The organism is Acidovorax sp. ST3 (assembly GCF_003231145.1).
Lineage (GTDB): Bacteria > Pseudomonadota > Gammaproteobacteria > Burkholderiales > Burkholderiaceae_C > Acidovorax.
In genome coordinates, this window is the sequence record NZ_QKVP01000005.1 from 532928 (window position 1) to 558117 (window position 25190).

Annotated in this window: 20 protein-coding genes and 6 tRNA genes; 21 read left to right on the top strand and 5 right to left on the bottom strand. The window is 64.1% G+C overall.

Features of this window, described 5'->3' with window-relative positions; all coding sequences use genetic code 11:
• Positions 1–24 precede the first annotated feature (24 nt).
• Both DNK89_RS18670 and DNK89_RS18675 read right to left on the bottom strand, forming a co-directional pair.
• The gene (locus DNK89_RS18670; RefSeq protein ID WP_110961286.1) at positions 25–687 is read right to left on the bottom strand and encodes a glycine zipper 2TM domain-containing protein; all 663 of its coding nucleotides are present in this window, start codon (positions 685–687) and stop codon (positions 25–27) included.
• A 135-nt stretch (positions 688–822) separates the two neighbouring features.
• Positions 823–1215, bottom strand: a complete 393-nt coding sequence (locus DNK89_RS18675) for an arsenate reductase (RefSeq protein ID WP_060986318.1) — start codon at positions 1213–1215, stop codon at positions 823–825.
• 52 nt (positions 1216–1267) lie between these two features.
• On the opposite strand from DNK89_RS18675, the gene folC reads away from it, so the two are divergent.
• The 12 genes from folC to DNK89_RS18735 all read left to right on the top strand — a co-directional run bounded on the left by folC (position 1268) and on the right by DNK89_RS18735 (position 10980).
• Positions 1268–2593 carry a bifunctional tetrahydrofolate synthase/dihydrofolate synthase gene (gene folC / locus DNK89_RS18680; protein WP_110961349.1) on the top strand — a complete coding sequence of 442 codons (1326 nt, stop codon included), beginning with the start codon at positions 1268–1270 and terminating at the stop codon, positions 2591–2593.
• Between the two features lie 22 nt (positions 2594–2615).
• Positions 2616–3467 (top strand): SPOR domain-containing protein, encoded by an 852-nt coding sequence (locus tag DNK89_RS18685; protein WP_110961287.1) that lies wholly within the window; start codon positions 2616–2618, stop codon positions 3465–3467.
• A gap of 25 nt (positions 3468–3492) precedes the next feature.
• A complete protein-coding gene (locus tag DNK89_RS18690) occupies positions 3493–3981 on the top strand; it encodes a CvpA family protein (protein ID WP_110961288.1) in 489 nt (162 codons plus the stop codon).
• Positions 3982–4059: 78 nt separating this feature from the next.
• Positions 4060–5565, top strand: coding sequence for an amidophosphoribosyltransferase (purF, locus tag DNK89_RS18695; protein WP_110961289.1), 1506 nt, complete (start codon positions 4060–4062; stop codon positions 5563–5565).
• A gap of 143 nt (positions 5566–5708) precedes the next feature.
• Entirely contained in the window at positions 5709–7130 is a 1422-nt protein-coding gene (gltX, locus tag DNK89_RS18700; protein ID WP_110961290.1) for a glutamate--tRNA ligase, read from the top strand.
• A 65-nt stretch (positions 7131–7195) separates the two neighbouring features.
• Positions 7196–7271, top strand: a tRNA-Ala gene (locus DNK89_RS18705).
• A 32-nt stretch (positions 7272–7303) separates the two neighbouring features.
• A tRNA-Glu gene (locus DNK89_RS18710) sits at positions 7304–7379 on the top strand.
• A gap of 53 nt (positions 7380–7432) precedes the next feature.
• Positions 7433–7509: transfer RNA gene (locus DNK89_RS18715), tRNA-Asp, on the top strand.
• A 66-nt stretch (positions 7510–7575) separates the two neighbouring features.
• A tRNA-Ala gene (locus DNK89_RS18720) sits at positions 7576–7651 on the top strand.
• Positions 7652–7685: 34 nt separating this feature from the next.
• A tRNA-Glu gene (locus DNK89_RS18725) sits at positions 7686–7761 on the top strand.
• A gap of 53 nt (positions 7762–7814) precedes the next feature.
• A tRNA-Asp gene (locus DNK89_RS18730) sits at positions 7815–7891 on the top strand.
• 206 nt (positions 7892–8097) lie between these two features.
• Positions 8098–10980 carry an EAL domain-containing protein gene (locus DNK89_RS18735; RefSeq protein ID WP_110961291.1) on the top strand — a complete coding sequence of 961 codons (2883 nt, stop codon included), beginning with the start codon at positions 8098–8100 and terminating at the stop codon, positions 10978–10980.
• 228 nt (positions 10981–11208) lie between these two features.
• On the opposite strand, the gene DNK89_RS18740 is transcribed toward DNK89_RS18735, so the two are convergent.
• The 3 genes from DNK89_RS18740 to DNK89_RS18750 form a co-directional block, all read right to left on the bottom strand.
• A complete protein-coding gene (locus DNK89_RS18740; protein ID WP_110961292.1) occupies positions 11209–11967 on the bottom strand; it encodes a 3-hydroxyacyl-CoA dehydrogenase in 759 nt (252 codons plus the stop codon).
• A gap of 114 nt (positions 11968–12081) precedes the next feature.
• Positions 12082–13134 (bottom strand): extracellular solute-binding protein, encoded by a 1053-nt coding sequence (locus DNK89_RS18745; protein ID WP_110961350.1) that lies wholly within the window; start codon positions 13132–13134, stop codon positions 12082–12084.
• 379 nt (positions 13135–13513) lie between these two features.
• Complete coding sequence (locus DNK89_RS18750) at positions 13514–14062, bottom strand: phasin family protein (protein WP_015014459.1); 549 nt, start codon at positions 14060–14062, stop codon at positions 13514–13516.
• Positions 14063–14261: 199 nt separating this feature from the next.
• Here DNK89_RS18750 and DNK89_RS18755 point away from each other — a divergent pair, with 199 nt between their 5' ends.
• The 9 genes from DNK89_RS18755 to DNK89_RS18795 form a co-directional block, all read left to right on the top strand.
• The gene (locus DNK89_RS18755; protein ID WP_110961293.1) at positions 14262–15194 is read left to right on the top strand and encodes a histone deacetylase; all 933 of its coding nucleotides are present in this window, start codon (positions 14262–14264) and stop codon (positions 15192–15194) included.
• The gene (locus DNK89_RS18760; RefSeq protein ID WP_110961294.1) at positions 15191–15673 is read left to right on the top strand and encodes a thioesterase family protein; all 483 of its coding nucleotides are present in this window, start codon (positions 15191–15193) and stop codon (positions 15671–15673) included. Before DNK89_RS18755 ends, DNK89_RS18760 begins: the two co-directional genes overlap by 4 nt.
• Positions 15674–15925: 252 nt before the next feature.
• Positions 15926–17146, top strand: coding sequence for a nicotinate phosphoribosyltransferase (pncB, locus tag DNK89_RS18765; RefSeq protein ID WP_110961295.1), 1221 nt, complete (start codon positions 15926–15928; stop codon positions 17144–17146).
• A 77-nt stretch (positions 17147–17223) separates the two neighbouring features.
• Positions 17224–18636 carry a sodium:proton antiporter gene (locus DNK89_RS18770; RefSeq protein WP_110961296.1) on the top strand — a complete coding sequence of 471 codons (1413 nt, stop codon included), beginning with the start codon at positions 17224–17226 and terminating at the stop codon, positions 18634–18636.
• Between the two features lie 4 nt (positions 18637–18640).
• Positions 18641–19624 (top strand): D-glycerate dehydrogenase, encoded by a 984-nt coding sequence (locus tag DNK89_RS18775; protein ID WP_110961297.1) that lies wholly within the window; start codon positions 18641–18643, stop codon positions 19622–19624.
• Between the two features lie 75 nt (positions 19625–19699).
• On the top strand, positions 19700–21553 hold the full coding sequence (gene rmuC, locus DNK89_RS18780) for a DNA recombination protein RmuC (protein WP_110961298.1): 1854 nt from the start codon (positions 19700–19702) through the stop codon (positions 21551–21553).
• Positions 21550–22749: an MFS transporter gene (locus tag DNK89_RS18785; RefSeq protein WP_110961299.1), complete on the top strand. Its 1200-nt coding sequence runs from the start codon at positions 21550–21552 to the stop codon at positions 22747–22749. Before rmuC ends, DNK89_RS18785 begins: the two co-directional genes overlap by 4 nt.
• Positions 22750–22789: 40 nt before the next feature.
• Positions 22790–24127, top strand: coding sequence for a surface lipoprotein assembly modifier (locus DNK89_RS18790; protein WP_110961300.1), 1338 nt, complete (start codon positions 22790–22792; stop codon positions 24125–24127).
• Positions 24128–24174: 47 nt separating this feature from the next.
• The coding region (locus DNK89_RS18795; protein ID WP_110961351.1) for a FecR domain-containing protein at positions 24175–25190 on the top strand (1016 nt) is incomplete at its 3' end.

The window sequence follows — 25190 nt, forward strand, 5'->3', positions numbered from 1 at the left end:
CCTGCGCAGCTTGGCTGCCTGCGCTTAACGCCAGTAGGGGTTGCGGTGGTGCGGGTAGTAGGGGCGACCGCTGTCGTAGCCATACTCAATCACCGTCACCGGGGGCGTCACATAGGTGGGGGGCGCCTGGTACACCGGCTGTACAGGGTAGGTTGAGGTCACCACCCCCGGCTGGCTGTACACGCCCTGGGCGGCATACGGGTCGGGCTGTGTGGAATAGGTCTGGCCAGCGGGCTGCACGTTCACGGGGATCCAGCGGCCTGGATCGTTCTGGGTGCGGGTGGTGTATTGGCGCCCAGCGTATTCGTACACCACGTTGTAGCCCACGGTGCGGTTTTCGTAGTAGGTCTCGGTGGTGCAGCGCTGCACATTTTGGTATTGCGGCTGGCCGTTGCCCTCGATCTGGTTACCCACCACGGCGCCTCCCAACACCCCGATGGCGGTGGCTGCGGCGCGGCCGCTGCCCTTGCCGATGGTGTTGCCCACTGCGCCGCCGGCAATGGCACCGATCACTGCACCGGCGCCCGTCGTTCGGTTACCGCTGTAGACGGTCTCATTGCCACACACCTGCTGCGGAACGCCGACCTGCTGAATGATGGGCGTGGCAGACAGCACACGGCCTTGTTCCTGAGCGCTGGCTGCAACAGCGACGGCAGCCAGGGCGGAAAAAATCACGATCTTTTTCATGGAGAAACTCCTTTCGGGTCGGTACATAACGCACCAGACTGAAGAAAAGTTTAGGCCCGCAAGGTCAATTCGGGGCCCGGACGCCGTAAATCTGCGTAAAGATTTGTGCGATTTTCCCGCGTTCTTCGTCCCAAGTCAGCCTTTGGATGCGCGATTGGGCCCGGCGGGCCACTGGTCCGGCACAAATCCGACCGTGACATGCAGGCCTTGGGCGTCCTGCCACTGCACCACGGGGCGCTTGATCACACTGGGCTGTTGCTGCACCAATGCGCTGGCGCTCGCGTCGTCCTGCACCGATGCCTGGGTGGCTGCGTCCAGCTTGCGCCAGGTGGTCCCCTGGCGATTGACCAGCTTTTGCCAGCCGACTGCCTTCAGCCAGCCAGGGAGCAGGTCGGCGGGAACGCCCTGCTTCTTGAAATCATGAAACTGGATATCCAGCCCTTGTTCGGCAAACCAGGCGCGGGATTTTTTGACGGTATCGCAGTTGGGGATGCCGTAGACGGTGATGACGGTGTTCATGCCGCGCATCATCCTCGAAATTGCCGGGGTGAATGCGGGCTCGGCGACAATCCCGGGCTGTATGCAAACCAAACCCCACACCCTGGAAGGCTGGCTGCGCCACTGCGACCAGCTGCACCCCCGCAACATCGACATGGGCCTGGACCGGGTCGCGGAAGTCGCCCGCCGTATGGCTCTGCGGTTCGAGTGCCCGGTGATCACGGTGGCGGGCACCAACGGAAAAGGATCAACCTGCGCCATGCTGGAAGCGGTGGCGCTGCAGGCGGGTTATCGCACCGGCGTGTACACCTCGCCGCATCTGGTGCACTTTGAAGAGCGCTGCCGGGTGCATGGCGAAATTGTCTCGGCAGCCGACCTGGTGCCGCACTTTGAGGCAGTGGAAGCCGCCAGAATCCAGAACGGCAATGAGGTCTCGCTCACGTATTTTGAGTTCACCACCCTGGCCATACTGCGGTTGATGAGCCATGCGTTGCTGGATGTGGCGATTCTCGAAGTCGGCCTGGGTGGGCGGCTGGATGCCACGAACGTGATCGACACCGACTGCGCCATCATCACCAGCATCGACATCGACCACACCGAGTTTCTGGGCCCGGACCGCGAGAGCATTGGCCGCGAGAAGGCGGGCATTATGCGCACAGGGCGCCCAGCCATCGTGAGCGACCCCATGGCCCCGCAGAGTGTGGTGGACCACGCGAGAGAGATCGGCGCCGATTTTTGGAGTTTTGGGCGCGATTTCAATTTCTCGGGTGACAAGCAGCAGTGGAACTGGGCTGGCCGCGGGCGGCGCTATGCCGGGCTGGCTTATCCGTCCCTGCGGGGGGCCAACCAGCTGGTGAACGCCTCGGGCGTGCTGGCGGCTTTCGAGGCATTGCGTGAGCGGCTGCCCGTGACCGCCCAGGCTGTGCGCAACGGCATGGCCATGGTGGAGTTGCCGGGGCGCTTTCAGATCGTGCCGGGGCAACCGACCCTGGTGCTAGACGTCGCACACAACCCGCACTCCGTGGCCGCGCTAACGGCCAATCTGGATGCGATGGGGTTCTTTCCCACCACCCACGCGGTGTTTGGCGCCATGGCGGACAAAGACCTGGCGCCCATGCTGGCCAAGGTCGGGCCGTTGGTGGATCGCTGGTATTTCACCGACCTTCCCACGCCGCGCGCAGAGTCGGCTGCCGTGTTGCAGCAGAAGTGGAATGCCGTGCACATGGTGGCGGGCGGTCGCCGGGACGTCACATCCAGCTTGCATGCCGACCCGCTGCAGGCCCTGCAGGCGGCGGTGGCCGCTGCAGACCCCGCTGATAGAATCGTGGTCTTTGGCTCGTTCTATACGGTGGGTGGGGTGTTGATCAACGGAACACCCCGCTTGCACGCCAAACATCTGGGCGCCTGAGCGCCTCACGAGTCCTTAGTCCATGGCATTTTTCAAGTTCCGGTGGCCCGGTCAGGGTGAGCAGCAACAGGCCGAAAAGCCGTCCAAGCGCTCGCGCACACCCCAGGCTGAGAGCATCGAAGTGATGCGCCGCCGCGCCCGGCACCGTTTGATCGGCGCCGCCGTGCTGGTGCTGGTGGGGGTCATCGGGTTTCCTCTGCTGTTTGATACCCAGCCACGGCCCATCCCCGTGGACATTCCCATCGAGATCCCGGACCGCAACAAGGTAGCGCCCCTGGTGGTGCCCGCGCCGGTGGCCGATGCAGCCCCTGCAGCCAAGCCCGCAGCCCCCGCCACGCAGGAGCCTGCTCCTACGGCTGCGGCGCAGCGGCCAGCGCCTTCGCGCACTGCCGCTGCCAACGGCCTGGCGGACGGTGAAGAGCTGGTGCCGAGTGCCCGCCCGGCGCCCGCCAAACCCACTCCTGCTCCGGCAGCTGCACCTGCAGCCGTCAAGCCCGAGGTGAAACACGAGGCCAAGCCGCCAGCGGCTCCCGCTCCTTCTCCGGCCCCAGAGCCCAAGCCCGCACGGGTTGACGATTCGGCGCGTGCCCGCGCCCTGCTGGAAGGCCGCAGCACCGAGGCGCCCGCCGCCGCCGGTGCCGAGGAGGCGCGCTTCATTGTTCAGGTGGGTGCCTTTGCCGATGCCGAAAAGGCCCGCGAGGCACGTACCAAGGTGGAGCGGGCGGGTCTCAAGACCTACACGCAGGTGGTGGACACGAAGGACGGAAAGCGCACCCGTGTGCGCGTGGGCCCGTTCACCAATCGGGCAGAGGCAGACAAGGCGGCGGCGCGCATCAAGGCGCTGGACCTGTCGGCTTCGGTGCTCACTCTGTAAACGTTAGCCGGACTGCCATTTGTCCATGGCCGCGCTGGATTGGGTGTTTGTGGCCGTATTGCTGGCCTCCATGTTGATTGGTGCATGGCGCGGTCTGGTGTTTGAGGTGTTGTCGGTCCTGGGTTGGGTGGTCTCGTTTTTTGTGGCGCAATGGTTTGCGGCCGATGCGGCTGCCTTGTTGCCCATGGGCGGGTCGGGTGAGTCGTTGCGATACGCCGCTGGCTTCGTGGTGGTGTTTGTGGCTTCGGTTTTTGCCTGTGGTTTTCTGGCCTGGGTGGCCAAGAAGCTGGTGGAAGCTGTGGGGCTGCGCCCGGCAGACCGCACCTTGGGTGCTGTTTTTGGTGTATTGCGTGGCCTCGTTTTATTGCTTGCGGTGGCCGTCGTGGCGGGCATGACCCCCGTGCACGAAGCACAGTGGTGGCAGGAGTCGCAGGGTGCACCGGTCTTGACCGAGGTGCTCAAGGGGTTGAAACCGGCGCTGCCGGACGAATTTGGAAGGCATCTGCCTTCGTGAGATCGAAGCGGCAGCGGTCAGAAGCTACTGCCGTTGGATGACCGCGGGGCTGTTCCCGCAAACGGATGGAATACAACTATGTGTGGAATCGTCGGCGTCGTCAGTCCTGCGCCCGTCAATCAGCTGATCTATGACGCCTTGCTGCTCTTGCAGCATCGTGGCCAGGATGCTGCTGGCATCGTGACCCAGCAGGGCCGCAAATTCTTCATGCACAAGGCCAAGGGCATGGTGCGCGATGTCTTTCGCACGCGCAACATGCGCGCTCTGCCGGGCAATGTGGGGCTGGGCCAGGTGCGCTATCCCACCGCTGGCAACGCCTACAGCGAAGAAGAGGCCCAGCCTTTCTACGTGAACGCGCCGTTCGGCATCGTGCTGGTGCACAACGGCAATCTGACGAACGCCCGAGAACTGCGCACCGAGCTGTTCCAGACAGACCACCGCCACACGAATACGGAAAGTGACTCGGAAGTCTTGCTGAACGTGTTTGCGCACGAACTCGAACGCGCCACGCGCGGCGTGCCTCTGCAGCCCGAGGATGTTTTCACGGCCGTGCGTGCGGTGCACAAGCGCATCAAGGGTTCCTATGCCGTCATCGCGCTGATCGCAGGCCACGGCCTGTTGGCCTTCCGCGACCCGCACGGCATTCGCCCGCTGGCCATGGGCCGCAGCCAGGACGGCACCGTGATGGTGGGCAGCGAGTCGGTGGCGCTGGAAGGCACCTCCCACGTGTTCGAGCGCAATATCAACCCGGGCGAAGCGATTTTCATCACGCTCGATGGCCAGGTTCACGCCAGCCAGTGCGCTGAGAACCCGCAGCTCAATCCGTGCATTTTTGAGTTTGTGTACCTCGCGCGGCCTGATTCTGTGCTGGACGGCATTTCGGTCTATCAGGCGCGTCTCAACCTGGGTGAAGCCTTGGCCAAGCGCGTGGTGTCCACCGTGCCGCCGAACGAGATCGATGTGATTATCCCCATCCCCGAGTCCAGCCGCCCCAGCGCCACGCAGCTGGCGCATCTGCTCGGCGTCCCGTACCGGGAAGGCTTCGTCAAGAACCGTTACGTGGGTCGTACCTTCATCATGCCGGGGCAGGGCGTGCGCAAAAAGTCGGTGCGCCAGAAGCTCAACGTGATTGGCAGCGAATTCAAAGGCCGTAATGTGTTGCTGGTGGATGACTCCATCGTGCGCGGCACGACCAGCCGCGAGATTGTGCAGATGGCACGCGACGCGGGGGCCCGCAAGGTGTACCTGGCCAGCGCGGCGCCACCGGTGCGCTACCCCAACGTGTATGGCATCGACATGCCCACCAGCAGCGAACTGGTGGCCCATGGCCGCACGGTCGAAGAGATTCGCCAGGCCATCGGCTGCGATGCGCTCATCTACCAGGATGTGGATGGCATGAAGAAGGCCGTGGGTGCGCTTAACAGCGCCATCGTCGGCTTCGATGCCTCGTGCTTTGACGGTGTGTATGTGACGGGCGACATCACTGCGGAAGGCATTGCCAGCCTGAATGAAGGGCGCGTGGGCGTGGAGGAAGGCGAGGAAGACACCTCGCGCCTTGCGTTGCCCAACGCGCAAGAAGCGTAGCCAAGGCTTACGCAGTCCCTTAGGGCCATCGCACCCGATGCTGGACTTTCGGCAAAGCGGGCGATGCTGTTTCAGTATTGACTGCGCCCGATGGATTGACCTCACTTGAGAACTGGCCCCGTTGGGGGCCAGCATTGATTTTTATGACTGAAACCACTGCTTCCAGCACGGGCCGCGTACGCACCCGCTTCGCTCCTTCGCCCACCGGCTTCATCCACCTGGGCAACATCCGCTCGGCCTTGTACCCTTGGGCGTTCGCTCGCGCCACGGGTGGTGACTTCATTCTGCGCATTGAAGATACCGACCTGGAGCGCTCCAGCCAGGCGGCGGTGGACGTCATCATCGAGGGCATGGCCTGGTTGGGCCTGAACCACGACGAAGGCCCGTTCTATCAGATGCAGCGCATGGACCGTTACAAGGCGGTCCTGGCAGAGTTGCAGGCTGCCGGTCATGTGTATCCCTGCTACATGAGCGTGGCTGAGCTGGATGCGCTGCGCGAGCGTCAGATGGCCGCCAAGGAGAAGCCACGCTACGACGGCACATGGCGCCCCGAGGCTGGCAAGACCCTGCCCGCCATTCCAGAAGGCGTGCAGCCCGTGCTGCGCTTCAAGAACCCGCAGGGCGGGGTGGTGGCCTGGGACGACAAGGTCAAGGGCCGCATTGAGATCAGTAATGATGAGCTGGATGATCTGGTCATCGCGCGGCCCGATGGCACGCCCACCTACAACTTCTGTGTGGTGGTGGACGATATCGACATGGCGATCACGCACGTGATCCGAGGCGATGACCATGTGAACAACACGCCGCGTCAGATCAACATCTTCCGCGCCCTGGGCAAGGAACCTCCGGTCTATGCCCACCTGCCCACCGTGCTGAACGAGCAGGGCGAGAAGATGAGCAAGCGCAATGGTGCCAAGCCTGTGACGCAGTACCGTGATGAAGGTTATCTGCCCGATGCCATGGTGAATTACCTGGCCCGCTTGGGCTGGAGTCACGGCGACGATGAAATCTTCAGCCGTGAGCAGTTCCTGCAGTGGTTCAACCTCGACCATCTGGGCCGCAGCGCGGCGCAGTTCGATGAAGCCAAGCTGCGCTGGGTGAATGCCCAGCACTTGAAAGCCATGGCAGACGATGCTTTGGCGGCGCTGGTGGCTCCGCAATTGCAGGCGCGTGGTGTTTCGGCGCAGGCGCTGGCCGATGGGCGGCTCTCCCGCATCTGCGCGCTGTTCAAAGACCGGTGCGACACCACCGTCGCGCTCGCCAACTGGGCGCAGGTTTTTTATGGCGATGTGTCGCCCGTGGATGCAGAGCGCGCGCAGCATGTCACCGACGCCATTGCGCCTGCTCTGGACGCACTGGCCGATGCGCTGTCTGCGTGTGAATGGGACAAGGCTTCCATCAGCGCGGCGTTCAAGCAAGTGCTGGCTGCCCAAGGTCTGAAGATGCCCCAACTGGCCATGCCTGCGCGCGTGTTGACGGTCGGTACCGCCCACACGCCATCGGTCGATGCCGTGCTGGAATTGGTCGGACGTGAAAAAGTTGTAGCGCGTTTGCGAAACCGCTAAAAATCTGTCTATAATTCAAGGCTCAGGTGATGACAACAAATACCAAGTGTTTGAAGTCATTTAGTGGGGGTATAGCTCAGCTGGGAGAGCGCTTGCATGGCATGCAAGAGGTCATCGGTTCGATCCCGTTTACCTCCACCACATCGCTTGATAACGGTTAGTTCCAAGGTTTTGACCCTATCGTCTAGAGGCCTAGGACATCACCCTTTCACGGTGAGTACCGGGGTTCGAATCCCCGTAGGGTCGCCAAGTTTGTAGCACTTGGCTTGTGTTGAGAAATACAAGCGAAAAGCTGCCTGCCAGGAGTGGTAGTTCAGTTGGTTAGAATACCGGCCTGTCACGCCGGGGGTCGCGGGTTCGAGTCCCGTCCACTCCGCCAGTCAACAGTTTTTGCAGTCCTTACTGGAGTGCAAAAGCTTCTCTTCGGTGCAAGCCGAAGAAGTTTGGGGGTATAGCTCAGCTGGGAGAGCGCTTGCATGGCATGCAAGAGGTCATCGGTTCGATCCCGTTTACCTCCACCAAATTTGTCAGTAGTTCGGTTAGTTCCAAGGTTTTGACCCCATCGTCTAGAGGCCTAGGACATCACCCTTTCACGGTGAGTACCGGGGTTCGAATCCCCGTGGGGTCGCCAAGTTTGTAGCACTTGGCTTGTGTTGAGAAATGCAAGCAAAACGCTGCCTGCCAGGAGTGGTAGTTCAGTTGGTTAGAATACCGGCCTGTCACGCCGGGGGTCGCGGGTTCGAGTCCCGTCCACTCCGCCAGATATCAACCGCTGCAGTCTTGCGACTGCAGCGGTTTTTTTATGCCTTTTTTGGTACGTCATGCGCTTGCGTGGCTATGCAAGTATCTTGAGACAGGCCGCTGCGGGGGCAACCTGTTACAAGTGGTGGGGCCTGTGCAAGAATCAGCAGTATCCGGCCACACCGCCATACCGCTCAGGCGGCTCTCAGAGACCCATCCCGCGCCTATGAACCTTTTTCGGCTGCAGATTCACCCACAACACCTGGCCAGCTTCAAGGCTGTGGCGCCGGTGCTTTACTTGTTGACCGGTGGGGTGATTGCAGCCTGGGCCTATTTTTCGGTGGCCAGTCCGCAGCGGGTGGGGCACTACCTCACGCTGCACCAAGTGCTGGAGACGCTGTCCATTGCTGTGTCTGCCCTGGTATTTGCAGTGGGGTGGAAGGCACACAGCCTCAATCCGCAGCGCAATGTGCTCATCCTGGCCTGCGGCTTTCTGGGTGTGGCGATCCTCGATTTTTCGCACATGCTGTCATTCGCCGGCATGCCCGACTACATCACGCCCAACTCGGTGGCCAAGGGCATCAATTTCTGGTTGCCCGCGCGATACCTGGGGGCTCTGACGTTGCTGGGTGCGGTGGCGCTGCATTGGCGCGTGCCCGGCGATGCAGCAGCACCTGGCCCTGGCAGATTTTTGGTGCTGGCGCTGGTACTGGCCGTTGTCGCAGTCATCCACGCCGTTGTGTTCTTGTTTCCACAGTGGTACCCGCAGACCTACGACGACCAGGGGCTCACACGGTTCAAGATTGCTTCCGAGTACGGCGTGGTGGCCTTGTACGCGGCGTCGCTGGGCGTGCTGCTGCACTGGGCGCGGGAGCGTGCCGCCTTTGATGTGGCCAGGCTGTTCGCCGCCGTGTGGGTGATGGCCCTGAGCGAGTTTTTTTTCACGTTCTACGTCGTCGCGACCGATCCCTTCAATCTGCTGGGCCATGTGTACAAGGTGGTGGGGTACTACTATCTGTACCGCGCCATTTTTGTGGGCACCATCGAGGCGCCGTACCGGGTGCTCAAGCAGTCCGACAAGGCCATGCGGGCCGTGCTGGACGCCGTGCCCGACCTGATGTTTGAGGTGACCCGCGACGGTCGCTATGTGCAGATCCATACGCGCCAGCCCGAATTGCTGCTGATGCCTGCCAGCGAGGTCGTGGGGCGTTCGATCCACGACATCCTGCCTCCTGCGGCGGCAGCTGTGGCGCAGGCTGCGATCAATGCCGCGGCAGAGCAGGGCCTGGCCCGCGACTTCCAGTACGCACTGGACCTGCCCGATGGGCAGCACTGGTTTGAGCTGTCCGTGGCGCGCAAGGGAATGGACGATGAAACGGATGATCACTTCGTGGTGCTGTCCCGCGACATCACGCAGCGGGTTCAGATGTTGGAGACCCTGCGCAAGCTGCGGCATGCCGTGGAGCAGGCGCCCAACTCCATCTTCATTGCAGGCGCTGACGGCAACATCGAATACGTGAACCCCGCGTTTACCGCCACGACAGGCTACAGCCCCGAGGAGGTGATTGGCCGTAACCCGCGTCTGCTGAGCGCCGGGGCCACGCCTGCCAGCGTGTATGCCGACCTGTGGGCGCATCTGACATCAGGCCGTCCGTGGCGCGGCGAATTCGTCAACCGCCGCAAGGGCGGCGGCGAGTACAACGAGTCCGCCATCATCTCGCCACTGCATGACGAACAGGGCCGCATCACCCACTATCTGGCCGTGCAGGAAGACGTGACGGAGCGCCGTCGTGATGAGGAACGCATCCGCAAGCTGATCAACTTCGATGCGCTGACGGGCCTGCCCAACCGCACGATGTTCGCCTCCCGGTTCAGCCAGGCCCTTGCACTGACGCAACGCAGCGGCCATCAACTCGCGCTGCTGTACCTGGACCTGGATCACTTCAAGAATGTGAACGACTCGCTCGGTCACCAGGTAGGGGACGGCTTGCTGATCGAGATCGCGCACCGGTTGCAGTCGGTGGTGCGCGATGAAGACACGGTGTCGCGGCAAGGCGGGGATGAGTTCGTGATCGTGCTGCCCCTCACCGATGCGCAGCAGGCAGCCCATGTGGCCGATGAGCTGCAGGCGCAGGTGCGCCGGATCTGCAAGCTGGAGCACCATGAGTTGGTGGTGACTTCTTCCATCGGTATTGCGATGTACCCCGAGGATGGGGGGGACTTCGAGACCCTGGCGCAGCGCGCCGACGCGGCCATGTTCCGTGCCAAGGAGTCCGGGCGTGACACCTACCGGTTCTTCTCGGCGGACATGCAGGCCCGGTCGCTCAGGGTGCTGCAAATCGAGAACGCCCTGCGCAGTGCTTTGGTGCTGGGCCAGTTGACACTGCACTACCAGCCACAAATCCGGCTGAAGGATCGGCGACTGGTGGGCGTGGAGGCCTTGCTGCGCTGGACGCACCCCGAGCTGGGTGCTGTCAGTCCGGCGGAATTCATCCCGGTGGCAGAGAGCAGCGGCCAGATTTTGGGCATCGGCGAATGGGTGCTGCGCACTGCGCTGGCCCAGGCCCGGCAGTGGCGTGATGCAGGCCATACCGAGCTGGTGGTGGCGGTGAACCTGTCGATGGTGCAGTTCCGCCACCCGGGTCTGGTGGACATGGTGGGTCGGGCGCTGGCCGACAGCAACGTGCCCCCGCAGATGCTGGAGCTGGAGCTGACCGAAAGCATCGCCATGGATGCACCGGAGCAGGTGATTGCCATCGTGCGGCAGTTGTACGACCTGGGCGTGCAGCTGTCCATCGACGACTTTGGCACCGGGTATTCGTCGTTCAGCTACATCCAGCGCCTCAAGGTGCACAAGCTCAAGATCGACCAGTCGTTTGTGAGCCATCTGGGTGAAGACCCCAGTGCGCCCCACATCGTGCGCGCCATCATCGGCCTGGCGCAAAGCCTGGGTCTGGAGACCATCGCCGAAGGTGTGGAGACAGTCGCGCAGCGGGAGGTGCTTTTGGAATTGGGCTGCGACACGGGGCAGGGCTACCACTTCAGCCGCCCCGTGCCCGCCGCCGACTTGCAGGGGCTTCTCACCGAGGGCCACGCGGTATTGGGTTGAGACGGCGGGAGGCAGAGGCAAGCCGCCGCCCAAACAAAACCGCCGCGTTTTTTTGGGCGCGGCGGTGGGGGCGTTAGCTAAGGGTTTGGCTCGCGGTAGTCCCGTGGCCTGTGCAGGCTCCTGGTGGACTGTTTTGGTGCCAAACCGGCACCATGCGCTAGAGGAATATGCCTGAGATGCTATCGAAAGAGTAGCGTTCAGGTAGGCCTCTTTGACTTCTGCCCCAGCTCAGCGTGGAGCCAGGCGAATGGCACCGTCCAGACGGATCACCTCGCCATTGAGCATGTCGTTTTCGAGGATGTGGCGCACCAGCTTGGCGTAGTCCTGCGGGGTGCCCAGCCGGCTGGGGAAGGGCACGCCAGCGGCCAGCGCGTCCTGCACTTCTTGCGGCATGCCAAACAGCATGGGGGTGCCGAAGATGCCGGGCGCAATGGTCATGTTGCGGATGCCGTTGCGGGCCAGGTCACGGGCAATTGGCAGGGTCATGCCCACCACGCCGCCCTTGGAGGCTGCATAGGCGGCCTGGCCGATCTGGCCGTCATAGGCAGCCACGCTGGCCGTGGAGATCAGCACGCCACGCTCGCCGGTGGATTCGGGCTCGTTCTTGCTCATGGCCTCAGCGGCCAGGCGGATCATGTTGAAGCTCCCGATCAGGTTGACCGTGATGGTCTTGCTGAACAGGGCCAGCGCATGCGCGCCGTTCTTGCCCACGGTCTTCTCGGCGGGGGCGATGCCGGCGCAGTTCACCAGGCCCACCAGTTTGCCCAGCGACACGGCCTTGGCCACCACGGCCTGGCCGTCGGCCTCGTTGCTCACATCGCACTTCACGAACGCGCCGCCGATTTCCTTGGCTACGGCCTCGCCTTTTTCGGCCTGCATGTCGGCAATGACCACGATGCCGCCCTGGGCGGCCAGCATGCGTGCCGTGCCTTCGCCCAGGCCCGATGCGCCGCCGGTGACGATGAATACCTTGCCTTGGATGTCCATGGTTGTCTCCAGTAAGTGACGTTAACGTAAACGTCAATTATGGCGCATCTCCCTGCCGTGCTGAACGCGAAAAAAAGCCCGGACCAGGCCGGGCTTGTGGTGGGTGAGGGCAGGTTACTGGAAGCCCACGCGGTCCAGCATCTGCTGCACCTTGGTGGTGTTAGCCCCTACCGCGCTGATCGGGATGGTCTCGCTCTTAAAAGGCTTGCCACCGGTCATGGCCTTGAGTGCCGGGTTGTCCAGCGCCACGCCCTTGGCTGCAGGCCACTCGTTGTTGCCATTCGCAAAGTAGTTCTGTGCCTCGGGGCTGGCCAGGTATTCGAGGAACTTGATGGCGTTGGCCTGGTTCTTGGAGTGCTTGGCCACCGCGCCGCCAGCGATGTTCAGGTGCGTGCCCCAGGATTCCTGGTTGGGGAATACCACGCCTACTTTGTTGACCACGGCCACGTCTTCGGGCTTGTTGGACCGCATCATGCGTGCCAGATAGTAGGTGTTGGTCACCGCGATATCGCACTCGCCGGCGGCCACTGCCTTGATCTGGTCGGTGTCGCCGCCCTTGGGCGGGCGGGCCAGGTTGGCCACCATGCCCTTGAGCCAGGCCTCGGCCTTCTGTTCGCCCATGTGTTCCGTCACAGCGCCGAACAGGCTCAGGTTGTAGGGGTGCGAGCCGGAGCGGATGCACAGCTTGCCTTTGTTCTTGGGGTCGCCCAGTTCTTCGTAGGTGTCTACATCGGCCTTTTGCATCTTGACCTTGTTGTAGACGATCACGCGCGCACGGGTGGACAGGCCAAACCAGGAAATGCCGCCGTCCGCTACCGGCTGGCTGCGCAGGTTGGCGGGGATGGCATCGTTCAGCACCTTGGACTGGATGGGCTGGAACAGGCCGTCCACCTCGCCCTTGTACAGGCGGGCAGCGTCCACCAGCAGGATCACGTCGGCGGGCGAGGCGGCGCCCTCGGCCTTCAGCCGGGCCAGGATGCCGGCATCGTCGGCATCCACACGGTTGATCTTGATGCCCGTGGCCTTGGTGAAGCCGGTGTACAGGGCCTCGTCGGTGGAGTAGTGGCGGGCCGAGTAGAGGTTGACCACTTGTTCCTGGGCGTGCACGGCACCTGCAGCGGCGGCCAGCGCACAAGCGCCCAAAAAGGCTTTCACAGTCTTCGACATGGGTTGCATCTTTCGGGGTTGAAACTGCGGCAATGATAAAGCAAACGCGAATTATTCTTGATCAATGTCCGGCGCAAAGGCCGGATTTGGCGTCTGGTTTTGAGGTGGCGCAAGGGCCAGATGGGTTGGAGGCTGGGTCGCATACAAGAGACGGGTTTCCTCCTCCAGTGCCCGCTGTTTTGAGCCCTGCAGCGGGCAGGCGAAAAAAAAGCCCGGTCGTAAAACCGGGCTTTAAAAGGATCCTTGAAACGGGGGTTTCGAGAGGATCCAAGGAGACAACTGAGGCGCTGTTGACAAGGTCAGCAGCGCATGGGTTGAATTATCAGGGTATTCCCTGAACACGGCCTAGAGGTTGCACTCCAGACCGCAGGTAGGGCGATTAACGCTTGCGGGGAGCGGCCGTCTTGGCAGCGTTGGCAGCGGTGTTGGCCACGGCGTTGAAGTTGGCTTCAGCCACGTCAGACGCTTGCTTGACAGCCTTTTGCACCGACTCAAACGCGTTGTTGGCGGCAGACACGGCGCTCTTCATCACGGCCACGGCGGTTTCAGAACCGGCGGGGGCGTTCTTGGCGGCGCTGTCCACCAGGTTGGTGAAAGCCTTCTGTGCGTCGGTGGCCTGGGCTTCGAAAGCCTTGCCGAACTCGGCGCCAGTGCCCGAAGCGATGTCATACAGGTGGCGGCTGTAAGCGGCGGTCTTTTCAGCCAGGGGCTGGAACAGGCCGGCTTGCAGGGCCAGCAGTTCTTGGGCGTCCTTCACGGCCAGCACAGCTTGCGTGTGGTTGGCGGCTTCGGACAGCGCAGCGCGCGAAGCGGTCACGTTCAGTTCGACCAGCTTTTCCACGCCTTCGAAAGCCTTGGAGGTCAGGCCAAACAGGGTTTCGATGTTGGCCTTGTGGGATGCCAGGATTTGTTCTGCGGTCAGCGACATGTCATATCTCCTAAAAATGAGGGCCCATGGGGCCGGGGTGGTTCACAGACATCTGCGCTGACCTTGATCTGGTAATCATGTTGCAGTGCAGCATGGGTTGAATTTTAGGGACTTGCGGCGCTATTGCAAGGGATTTTTGTTGCAGCGCAGCAAATTAGACACGATCACCCAGAAATCCTCGGCTTGCCACAATCGTGTCATGCACGCTTACTACGCCGACCACTTCGTGTTGCCTTTGCCCGAAGGCCACCGCTTCCCCATGGCCAAGTACCGCATGCTGCGCGACCGGATTGCAGAGCACTTGCCGGGTGCCATGCTGAAAGAGGCACTGCCCGCATCCGATGAGGCGCTGGCGCGCGTGCACAGCCCGCAGTACATAAACGCCGTGGCCCACGGCACGCTCGCGCCCGCCGCCCAGCGGGAGATCGGCTTTCCCTGGAGCCCGGCCATGGCCGAACGCGCGCGCCGCTCGGTGGGCGCCACCCTGGCCGCCACCCGCGCCGCGTGGCGCGAGGGGGTGGCGGGCAACCTGGCTGGCGGCACCCACCACTCCTACGCCGACAAAGGCAGTGGCTTTTGTGTGTTCAACGATGTGGCGGTGGCTGCCCGGCAGGCACAGGCCCACCACCTGAACGATGGATCGGGCTGGCCGCTGCAGGTGGCGGTGATCGACCTGGATGTGCACCAGGGCAATGGCACGGCCCATATCTTTCAGGGGGACGACAGCGTGTTCACCCTGTCGCTGCATGGCGCACGCAACTTTCCGTTTCGCAAGGAGCCGAGCGACCTGGATGTGGAGCTGCCCGATGGGTGTGCGGATGATGAGTACCTGCACGCGCTGGACCAGGCTCTGGAGATGCTGGACCACCGCTGCAAGCCGGATCTGGTGTTTTATCTGGCGGGGGCGGACCCCCATGTGGGCGACCGGCTGGGGCGTCTCGCTGTCACCCACGATGGGCTGGAGGCACGCGACCGGCGGGTGTTTGACTGGGCCTGGCAGCGGCGCATCCCCACGGTGTTCGTCATGGCAGGTGGCTATGGCAACGACCTGGAGGACACGCTGCAGGCGCAACTCAACACCTGGCGCGTGGCCTGGCAGTACCACCAGCGCTGGCAGAATGTGCGGCCATGACCTCTGCCGCCAGCCCCTCTCCTGTCGCTCTCTCCGCACCGGTCCGCCCGGCTCCGCAGCCACGCAGCGCCTACCGCGTGTTTCGCCCCATCACCACACGCTGGGCCGACAACGACGTTTATGGGCATGTGAACAACGTCGTGTACTACAGCTGGTTCGACACGGCGGTGAACGCCCATCTGATCGACCAGGGCGTGCTGGACATCCATGCGGGCCAGACCATCGGCCTGGTCATCGAGACCCAATGCAATTACTTCGCGCCACTGGCGTTCCCGCAGACCGTGGAGGCGGGCATTCGCGTGGCGCGGCTGGGCGGCTCCAGCGTGCGTTACGAGGTGGGCCTGTTTGCGCGGGGCGAGCCGCTGACGGCGGCGGCGGGGCACTTCATCCATGTGTACGTGGACCGTGAAACCCGCCGCCCGGTGGCCGTGCCAGACGCATTGCGCAACGTGCTGCAGGCGCTGGTCATGCCCGGCTGATGGGGCGTTGATTGGTGGCTGATCAGTGGCTGCAAACCGTAGCTACTGATTTGATAGCGTCAGGCGCAGTTGCGATGTGCGCCTGGGCCCAGAACAGCCTGAATGGCCGACGGCGGCTGAACACTGGCTGACGCCGCCCGCCGTGCCGCGCACCGGGCGCCGTGATGGCCTACACTTTGCGGCTTTGTTGTCCGGTCTGCGGCCGGAGTATCGCGTGCCCAGCGTGCGCGGTTTCTGAGGCTTGCCCTGTCCATGATCATCACCAGCCTGCTCGACACCGACCTGTACAAGTTCACCATGATGCAGGTGGTGCTGCACCAGTTTCCGGGCGCGCAGGTCGAATACAAGTTCAAGTGCCGCAACCCCGGCGTGCAGCTGGCGCCGTTTACCAACGAGATCCGCGACGAGATCCGTTCGCTGTGCAGCCTGCATTTTCAGGATGCCGAACTGGCCTACCTGCGGTCGCTGCGGTTCATCAAGAGCGACTTCGTGGACTTTCTGGGGCTGTTCAGGCTCAACGAGAAATACATCACCGTCGTGCCCCAGCACAACGGCGAGATCGACATCACCATCCGCGGGCCCTGGCTGCACACCATCCTGTTCGAGATCCCGGTGCTGGCCATCATCAACGAGGTGTACTTTCGCAACACGCAGAAGGTGCCCGACTTTCCGGAAGGCCGCCGCCGGCTCGATGCCAAGATCGCGCTGCTGCAGGGCGAAGGCCTGTCGGACCTCAAGATTGCCGACTACGGCACGCGCCGCCGCTTCAGCCGCGCCTGGCACGAAGAAGTGCTGCGCGTGCTGGTGGCCCGCCTGGGCACCGGCGACCGCCGCCCGGGTGCACCCGCAGGCCCCGGGCAGTTTGCGGGCACCAGCAACGTGCTGTACGCGATGAAGCTGGGCGTGACCCCTTTGGGCACCATGGCGCACGAGTATCTGCAGGCCTGCCAGGCGCTGGGCCCGAGGCTGCGCGACAGCCAGGTGTTCGGCTTCGAGATGTGGGCCAAGGAATACCGGGGCGACCTGGGCATTGCGCTGTCGGACGTGTACGGCATGAGCGCCTTCCTGCGCGACTTTGACCTGTACTTCTGCAAGCTGTTCGACGGAGCCCGCCATGACAGCGGCGACCCGTTTGCCTGGGGCGAGCGCCTGCTGGACCACTACCGCAAGAACCGCGTGGACCCGCTGACCAAGACGCTGATCTTCAGCGATGCGCTCACCATCCCGCGCACCATCGAGCTGTACCAGCAGTTCCGGGGCCGCTGCCAGCTGGCGTTTGGCATTGGCACCAATCTGACCAACGACCTCGGCAGCCCACCAGCCCACGAGCCCTTGCAGGTGGTCATCAAGATGACACGCTGTAACGACCAGCCGGTGGCCAAGCTGTCCGACACGCCGGGCAAGGGCATGTGTGATGACGAGAAGTACCTGGCCTACCTGCGCCAGGTGTTTGAGATTCCCTCGCCGGTGTGAGCTTGCAGCGCAGGTGTCGCGCGGGCGCTGACACCTAGCACCCCCTGATTTTTAGCAATGAGACGGAGACAAGAACCATGAAATTCTCGCGCGGGCTGGCAGTGGCCGGCCTACTGGCGGCGCTGCCGGGTCTGGCACTGGCGGCCGATATTGATGGCAGCGCGCTGTCGATGCTGTGGGGTGTGCCGTTTGCCGGCATTCTGCTGTCGATTGCCTTGATGCCGCTGTTGGCTCCTATCTTTTGGCACCACCACTTCGGCAAGGTTGCTGCCGGCTGGGCGCTGGCTTTTCTGGTGCCGTTTGCGCTGGTGTTTGGCCCGGGCGCAGCGGGCGCAAGTTTTGTCCACGCGCTGGTGGCCGAATACATTCCGTTTGTCATCTTGCTCACCGCGCTGTTCACCGTGGCGGGGGGCATCTACATCCGGGGCAACCTGCATGGCAGCCCGGCGCTCAATACCGCCATCCTCGCTATTGGCGCGGTGCTGGCTAGCGTCATGGGCACGACGGGGGCGTCGATGCTGCTCATCCGCCCGTTGATCCGCGCCAATGACAACCGCAAGCACACGGCGCATGTGGTGGTGTTTTTTATCTTCATCGTCTCCAACGCCGGGGGCTCGCTCACGCCGCTGGGCGACCCGCCGTTGTTCCTGGGCTTCCTGAAGGGCGTGGACTTCTTCTGGACGGTGAGCCACATCTTCCCCGAGACCCTGTTCCTGGTCGGCTCCCTGCTCGCCATCTTTTTCGTGATGGACTCCTGGTACTACCACCGGCGCGAAGAGGTGCTCAAGGCCGACCCCACCCCCGACACCAAAGCCATCGGCTTTGACGGCAAGGCCAACTTTGCGCTGCTGGGCGTGGTGGTGGCGCTGGTGCTGCTCAGCGGCCTGTGGAAGTCGCAGGTCGCGTTCACCATCGCCGGGGCCGAGGTAGGCCTGCCCGGCATCGTGCGGGACGTGGGCCTGATCATCGTGGCGCTGGTGTCCCTGCGCATCACGCCCAAACAGGTGCATGAAGACAACCAGTTCAGCTGGGGCCCCATGCAGGAGGTGGCCAAGCTGTTTGCGGGTATCTTCCTGACCATCATTCCGGTCATTGCCATGCTCAAGGCAGGCGTCAATGGCCCGTTTGGCGCCGTGGTGTCTGCCGTCACGCGGCCGGACGGCACCCCCGACCCGGCCATGTACTTCTGGGCGTCCGGGCTGCTCAGCTCCTTCCTCGACAACGCGCCGACCTACCTGGTCTTCTTCAACACCGCCGGGGGCGACCCGGCCGTGCTGATGACCACGCTGGCCCCCACGCTGGCTGCCATCTCGGCGGGCTCGGTGTTCATGGGCGCCAACAGCTACATCGGTAATGCGCCCAACATGATGGTCAAGGCCATTGCCGAAGACCGGGGCGTGAAGATGCCCAGCTTCTTCGGCTACATGCTGTGGTCGGGGGGCATTCTGGTTCCGCTCTTTATCGTCATGACTTTCATCTGGTTCAGGTAACCCCATGAGCAAACCCCGCATCCTGGTCGCCCGTGCGATCTTTCCCGACATCGTGGACCGTCTGCGTGAGCATTTCGACGTCGAAGCCAACCCCGACGACGTGATCTGGACCCCGCAAGAGCTGGCCGCGCGCCTGGCCGACAAGGACGGTGTTTTGACCACCGGCAGCCAGCGCATCGACGCCGCGCTGCTCGCCGCCGCGCCGCGCCTCAAGATCTGCGCGAACATGGCCGTGGGCTACAACAACTTTGACGTGGATGCCATGACGGCGGCTGGCGTGCAGGGCACCAACACGCCCGATGTGCTGACCGAGACCACGGCCGACTTCGGCTTTGCATTGCTGATGGCCACGGCCCGCCGCATGACCGAGAGCGAGCATTACCTGCGGGCCGGAAAGTGGACCAAGTGGAGCTATGACATGTTTGCGGGCAGCGACATCCACGGCAGCACGCTGGGCATCATCGGCATGGGCCGCATCGGACAGGGCATTGCCAAGCGCGGCGCGCACGGCTTTGGCATGAAGGTGATCTACCACAACCGCTCGCGCTTGTCGCCCGCGCTGGAGGCCGAATGCAAGGCCACCTATGTGGGCAAGGAAGAGCTGCTGCGCACCGCAGACCATGTGGTGCTGGTGGTGCCCTACACGGCAGCGTCGCACCACACCATTGGCGCGGCCGAGCTGGCGCTGATGAAGCCCACGGCCACGCTGGTCAACATTGCGCGTGGCGGCATCGTGGACGACGCTGCGCTGGCGGTGGCCCTGCGCGAGCGCCGCATCGCGGCTGCAGGGCTGGATGTGTTTGAAGGCGAACCCAGTGTGCACCCCGATCTGCTGACCGTGTCCAACGTGGTGCTCACCCCGCACATTGCCAGCGCCACCGTGCCCACCCGGCGTGCCATGGCCAACCTGGCGGCGGACAATCTGATCTCCTTCTTCGACGGGCGCGGGCCGCTCACACCGGTCAATCAGCCTGCCAGCCTGCGTTGATTTCAAGTTTCGAGTCCAATCGACCGGATGCGCTAGTCGATCATGCGCTGATAGCTATCAAAACCATAGTAAACCTTGACCACTGACACCCTTGTTCTCCTGGCAGCGCTGGCGCTGGCGCTGGTTCTTCTCGTGGTGCTGTTGCTGCGCCGTCCCCGCGTGGATCTGCCGCCCGAGTGGCTGACACGCCTGCAGTCGCTGGAGCAGACCACGCAGTCCACCCAGATTGCCGTGGCCAAGAATGACGGCGCGCTGGACGGCATGGGGCAGCAGCTGCGCGGCTTTACCCAGACCACACAGTCCACGCTGGAGACCCTGCGCCACGCGGTGGATGAACGCCTGGCCCAGGCGGTGGCCGAGTCCCGCAACGGGCGGGCGGAGCTGCTGGCAGCTTTCGGCGTGTTTGAAGGGCGGCTGGACCAGCGCCTGGCGGCTTTCGATGCGGCGCTGACGCAGCGCCAGGCCGCACAAGACGCTGCCCTGGCCCAGCGGTTTGACGCCTTGCAGAACGCTGTGGCGGGCCGGCTGGAAGAGAGCAGCAAGGCCTTGCTGGCCCATCTGGCCCAGGGTCAAGCCGACGCGGCAGCCGCGCGCACCGAGCTGTCGGCCACCCTGGTGGGTTTTCGCACCGAGCTGACCACCACCACCGCCGCGCTGGCGGCCGAAAGCGTCAAGTCCCGCGAAGCCATGGCCGAAAGCACGGCACTGTTTGAAAAGCGCATCCAGGAGCGCTTTGAGGCCCTGCAGGCCGCTACGCGCCTCACGCTCGACTCGCTCAAGGGCGATATCCAGACGCAGCTGGGCGCCATGTCCACCGCGCTCAAGGACCAGCTCGAAGCCAACGGCTTTCAGATCAAGAACCAGTTCTCGGTGCTGCAAGACGCCGTGTCGCAGCAGCTCACCGGCATGGTGCAGGGCAGCCAGCACAACGCTGAGCAGCTACGCAACGCGCTCAACGAACGCCTGGCCGCTATCCAGGCCGACAACGCCACCAAGCTCGAAGAAATGCGCCGCACAGTGGACGAAAAGCTCCATGCCACGTTGGAGCAGCGCCTGGGCGAGTCCTTCAAACTCGTCAGTGACCGGCTTGAGCAGGTGCACAAGGGCCTGGGTGAGATGCAGACCCTGGCAGGCAGCGTGGGCGACTTGAAGCGCGTGATGACCAACGTGAAGACGCGCGGCACCTGGGGCGAAATGCAGCTGGGCGCCATCATCGACAACGTGCTCACGCCCGACCAGTTCGCGCGCAACGTCAAGACCGTGCCGGGCAGCGACGAGCTGGTGGAGTTTGCGATCCGCTTGCCCGGCAAGAGCGACGAGCACCCGGTGTGGCTGCCCATCGACTCCAAGTACCCCGTGGAGCAGTACCAGCGCCTGCTGGACGCGCAGGACGCGGGCGACAAGGTGGCCATCCTGTCGGTGGGCAACGCGTTCGAGACTTCGATCAAGCTCGAAGCCAAGAAGATCTTCGCCAAGTACGTCTCGCCCCCGCACACCACCGACTTTGCCGTGCTCTACCTGCCTACCGAAGGCCTGTTCGCCGAAGTCATGCGCCGCCCCGGTCTGGTCGAGGCCGTGCAGAACGACTGCCGCGTGATGATCACCGGGCCGGCCAATCTGGCCGCCATGCTCAACAGCCTGCAGATGGGTTTCAAGACGCTGGCGATTGAAAAGCGCTCGTCGGAGGTCTGGAGCCTCTTGGGCATGGTCAAGACCGAATTCGCCAAGTTTGGCGATGTGGTCGAGGCCACCAAAAAGTCCATCGACGCCGCCGCCAAGAAGTTTGACGAGGTGGGCGTGCGCACCCGCGCCATCCAGCGCAAGCTGCGCGATGTGCAGGAATTGCCTGCGCCCGGCGCGGCCGGTGCGCTGGTGGGCGGCAGCACGCCGGCATTGCCCGGTCTGGACCCCGAGGAAGACCTGCAGTGAACTGGGCTCTGGCGCGCCTGATTGCGGGCCAGATCTGCGTGCACGCCTGCATGGCGGGCATGCGTCTGGCCGCTCCGCTGCTCGCCCTGCGCGAGGGCCACAGTGCTGCGGCCGTGGGGGTGTTGCTGGCACTGTTTGCCCTCACGCAGGTCTTTCTGGCCCTGCCGGCAGGTCGCTATGCAGACCGGCACGGCCTCAAGCGCCCCGTGGGCTACGCGGTGGCGGTGGCATCGGCCGGGGCGGCGCTGGCGCTGGTGTTCCCCGTTTTTCCGGTGTTGTGCCTGGCGGCGTTGATGACCGGCGGCGCCAGCGGCGCTGCGATCATTGCGCTGCAGCGCCACGTGGGGCGCGCCGCGCACGACGCCACGCAGCTCAAGCAAGTGTTCAGCTGGCTGGCCATCGGGCCTGCGGTGTCCAACTTCATCGGGCCCTTCTGTGCGGGGCTCATGATCGACAACGCGGGCAGCGCGGCGGGCAGCATGGAGGGCTACCGCGCCGCCTTCGCGCTGATGGCCGTGCTGCCCCTGCTCACCTGGTTCTGGGTGCGCGACACGGTCGAGCTGCCGCCGGTGATCGCGGCCGCAGGCGGCCCCCCCCAGCGCGCGTGGGACCTGATGAACGAGCCGCCGTTTCGCCGCTTGTTGCTGGTGAACTGGATCTTGTCCTCGTGCTGGGATGTGCACACCTTTGTGGTGCCGCTGCTCGGGCACGAGCGGGGCTTGTCGGCGTCGGTCATCGGCTCCATCCTGGGCGCGTTTGCGATTGCTGCTGCCGTCATCCGGGTGCTAATGCCCATCGTGGCCGAGCGGCTGCGCGAGCGGGTGGTGGTCGCGGGCGCCATGGTGGCAACCGCCGTGCTGTTTGGTGTGTACCCGCTGCTGCACAGCGCGCTGGCCATGGGCGTTTGTTCGGTGCTGCTCGGGTTTGCCCTGGGCTCGGTGCAGCCCATGGTGATGAGCCTGCTGCACCAGATCACGCCGCCAGCGCGCCACGGCGAGGCACTGGGCCTGCGGCTCATGGCCATCAATGCATCCAGCGTGCTCATGCCCATGCTGTTTGGCTCGGCCGGGGCGGTGATTGGCGTGGGAGGGCTGTTCTGGGTGGTCGGCTGCGCCGTGGGCACGGGTGCACGCACGGCGTGGCGCATGGGCGAAAACCACCCTCCAGAGTCCCCCAAAAAGGGTAAACAGGTGTAAATTGCCCCCACCCGGCAGCGGGTTTCGAGAGGGGGCGTTCATGTACCTGCGAATTTGGTCACGGCGCGTGCTGCCATGGTGCGCGGTTCTGGCCTGGGGCGGTGGTTGGTCATGCGCGGCGCGGGCTGATGAGCTGGTTCAGCAATCGCTGGCGCTGGTGCAGCAAGGCCAGGCACTTCAGGCGTTCCGCTTGCTGGATGCCCAGGAGGCCCAGCGGGCTGGCGACCCGGTGTTCGACGCCGCCATGGGCGATGCTGCGCATGCGGCCGGGCAGTACACGCGGGCCATCATGGCGCGCGAGCGTTGGCTGGCCACACAGCCCGGCAACATGGAGGCCCAGGTGGCGCTGGGGCAATCCCTGCAGGCCGTGGGCGACCGCCGGGGCGTGATGGCTTTGCCTGCACCCGTGCAGGCCGCATTGATTCCCGTGGATGCCGGGCACACGCTCGATCAGTTTTTGTATTCCTACGATCGGCTTGATGCCGGAGGACGCTCTTCGCTTAAGGGCTATGTAGAGCTGGGCGTCGGCCACGACTCCAATGCCAACGCAGCGCCCGTGGTGGGCGACCTGCAGTCGCCTGTACCCGGCACCCCGGCGTGGGCGCTGCTGCCTGAGGCGCTGGCAACCTCCGGCAACTATGTGGTGGCGCAAGCGGGGCTGCGGGGGCGGGCAGTGCTCAACGCGCGTTGGTCTGTGGTGGGCACAGCCGTTGGGGCTGCCCGGCACTATGGGGGCGGTGCAGACCGGTTTGACCACACGGCACTGGATGGCACCCTGGGGCTGGCCTGGCGGGCAGAGCGCCATGAACTGATTGCGTCTGGCCAAGGGTCTTACTACGCGCTGGACGGCACGCGGCTGCGGACCATGGGCGGCGTGCTGGGCGAATGGATTTACCGCATAGACGGTTTTCGCCAGTGGGGCAGCTTTGTGCAGGTGCTCGACGTGCGTTACCCCGATCAGGCGCTGCGCAACGTGCGCCGCAGCGTGGTGGGCACGTCGTATTCCCATTTGTTCCGAAACGGTTCGTCGGCCTATGGTGGCGTGTACGGGGGGCAGGAGCGCGCGCAGGCCAGCGGCGCCGACGCGCTGGGCCACCGGCTGTGGGGCCTGCGGGCGGGCGGGCAGTGGCCTCTGGCGCCCCAATGGTCTGTGTTTGCCAGTGCAGACTGGGAGCACCGGCGCTACGGCGGGCAAGACCCGTTTTTTGCAGTCACCCGTACCGACCGGCAGGCCCAGGTGGCCCTGGGGTTGAACTGGGCCCCATCGCCGGGGTGGCGGATCACGCCGCAATGGTCGTTCACGCGCAACGCGTCCACACTGCCCATCACCGACTATGAGCGCCGGGTGTTCTCCATCACCGTGCGCCGGGAGTTCTGAATGCTGTTACGTCGCTGGTCCTGTGCCGATGCACCTGGGAGTTGTCTATGACGTCAGACCAAAAATATGCGCGGCTGGCGCTGCTGATGGGCATGGTGGCGGCGTGGCCGCTGACCGGGCTGGCCGCTGCGGGGCTGGTGCAGTTCACTGCGGGAGATGTGCAACTGCGGCGGGGCGAGACCTTGTCGCGCCTGTCCAAGGGCTCCGAACTGGATGGGGGCGATGTGGTGCTGACCGGCACCGAGGGCAGGGCGCAGATACGCTTCTCCGACGGGGGGCTGGTGGCCTTGTACCCCGACTCGCAGTTCACCGTCACCCGATATGCCGACGGGGCAGGAGCGGGCGAAGACCATTTTGTGGTGAACCTGCTGCGGGGCGGGATGCGTGCCCTCACGGGGCTCATCGGCAAGCGCAATCCCGCCAACTACAAGGTGGTCACGCCGACGGCGGTGGTGGGCATCCGGGGGTCCGCCTTCTTGCTGGCCATCGATGCCAACGGTCAGGTGTTCGTGTCTGGTGAGCAGGACGAGATCGAGGTCTGCACCCAGGCGGGCTGTGTGGGCGTGACGGCGGGCGAGGCGGTGCTGGTGGTCTCCGACCAGGACCTGCCGGTCTACACCCACACCCGTGCGTTGCTGCCGGTGCCCCAGGTTCAGACACCCTTGGTGGCAGGTGACCAAGTGGACGTGCAGGGGCGCCGCGCTTTTGTCTACATCGTTCCGGCGCCGGTCCCTGTGCCCGTTCCACCGCCGCCAGAGGCCGCGCCGCCGCCAGCGCCCGTGCCGGTGTCGCCACCAGAGGTTGTACCTTCCCCTGTACCTGCGCCGCAGCCTAGCACTCCGGCTCCTCCAACGCGACCACCAGCTCCACCGCCTCCGACGACTACGGTTCCGCCACCTCCGACGACTACGGTTCCGCCACCTCCGACGACTACGGTTCCGCCACCTCCGACGACTACGGTTCCGCCACCTCCGACGACTACGGTTCCGCCACCTCCGACGACTACGGTTCCACCACCTCCGACGACTACAGTTCCGCCACCTCCGACGACCACGGTTCCGCC

Coding starts and splice junctions, on each gene's coding strand:
- DNK89_RS18690 (WP_110961288.1), top strand. CDS start 3,493: ATGGCCGCGCTGGATTGGGTGTTTGTGGCCGTATTGCTGGCCTCCATG.
- gltX (WP_110961290.1), top strand. CDS start 5,709: ATGACTGAAACCACTGCTTCCAGCACGGGCCGCGTACGCACCCGCTTC.
- DNK89_RS18760 (WP_110961294.1), top strand. CDS start 15,191: ATGACCTCTGCCGCCAGCCCCTCTCCTGTCGCTCTCTCCGCACCGGTC.
- DNK89_RS18685 (WP_110961287.1), top strand. CDS start 2,616: ATGGCATTTTTCAAGTTCCGGTGGCCCGGTCAGGGTGAGCAGCAACAG.
- DNK89_RS18740 (WP_110961292.1), bottom strand. CDS start 11,967: ATGGACATCCAAGGCAAGGTATTCATCGTCACCGGCGGCGCATCGGGC.
- folC (WP_110961349.1), top strand. CDS start 1,268: ATGCAAACCAAACCCCACACCCTGGAAGGCTGGCTGCGCCACTGCGAC.
- purF (WP_110961289.1), top strand. CDS start 4,060: ATGTGTGGAATCGTCGGCGTCGTCAGTCCTGCGCCCGTCAATCAGCTG.
- DNK89_RS18770 (WP_110961296.1), top strand. CDS start 17,224: ATGAAATTCTCGCGCGGGCTGGCAGTGGCCGGCCTACTGGCGGCGCTG.
- DNK89_RS18745 (WP_110961350.1), bottom strand. CDS start 13,134: ATGTCGAAGACTGTGAAAGCCTTTTTGGGCGCTTGTGCGCTGGCCGCC.
- DNK89_RS18670 (WP_110961286.1), bottom strand. CDS start 687: ATGAAAAAGATCGTGATTTTTTCCGCCCTGGCTGCCGTCGCTGTTGCA.
- DNK89_RS18775 (WP_110961297.1), top strand. CDS start 18,641: ATGAGCAAACCCCGCATCCTGGTCGCCCGTGCGATCTTTCCCGACATC.
- pncB (WP_110961295.1), top strand. CDS start 15,926: ATGATCATCACCAGCCTGCTCGACACCGACCTGTACAAGTTCACCATG.
- DNK89_RS18755 (WP_110961293.1), top strand. CDS start 14,262: ATGCACGCTTACTACGCCGACCACTTCGTGTTGCCTTTGCCCGAAGGC.
- DNK89_RS18750 (WP_015014459.1), bottom strand. CDS start 14,062: ATGTCGCTGACCGCAGAACAAATCCTGGCATCCCACAAGGCCAACATC.
- DNK89_RS18735 (WP_110961291.1), top strand. CDS start 8,098: ATGAACCTTTTTCGGCTGCAGATTCACCCACAACACCTGGCCAGCTTC.
- DNK89_RS18675 (WP_060986318.1), bottom strand. CDS start 1,215: ATGCGCGGCATGAACACCGTCATCACCGTCTACGGCATCCCCAACTGC.
- DNK89_RS18790 (WP_110961300.1), top strand. CDS start 22,790: ATGTACCTGCGAATTTGGTCACGGCGCGTGCTGCCATGGTGCGCGGTT.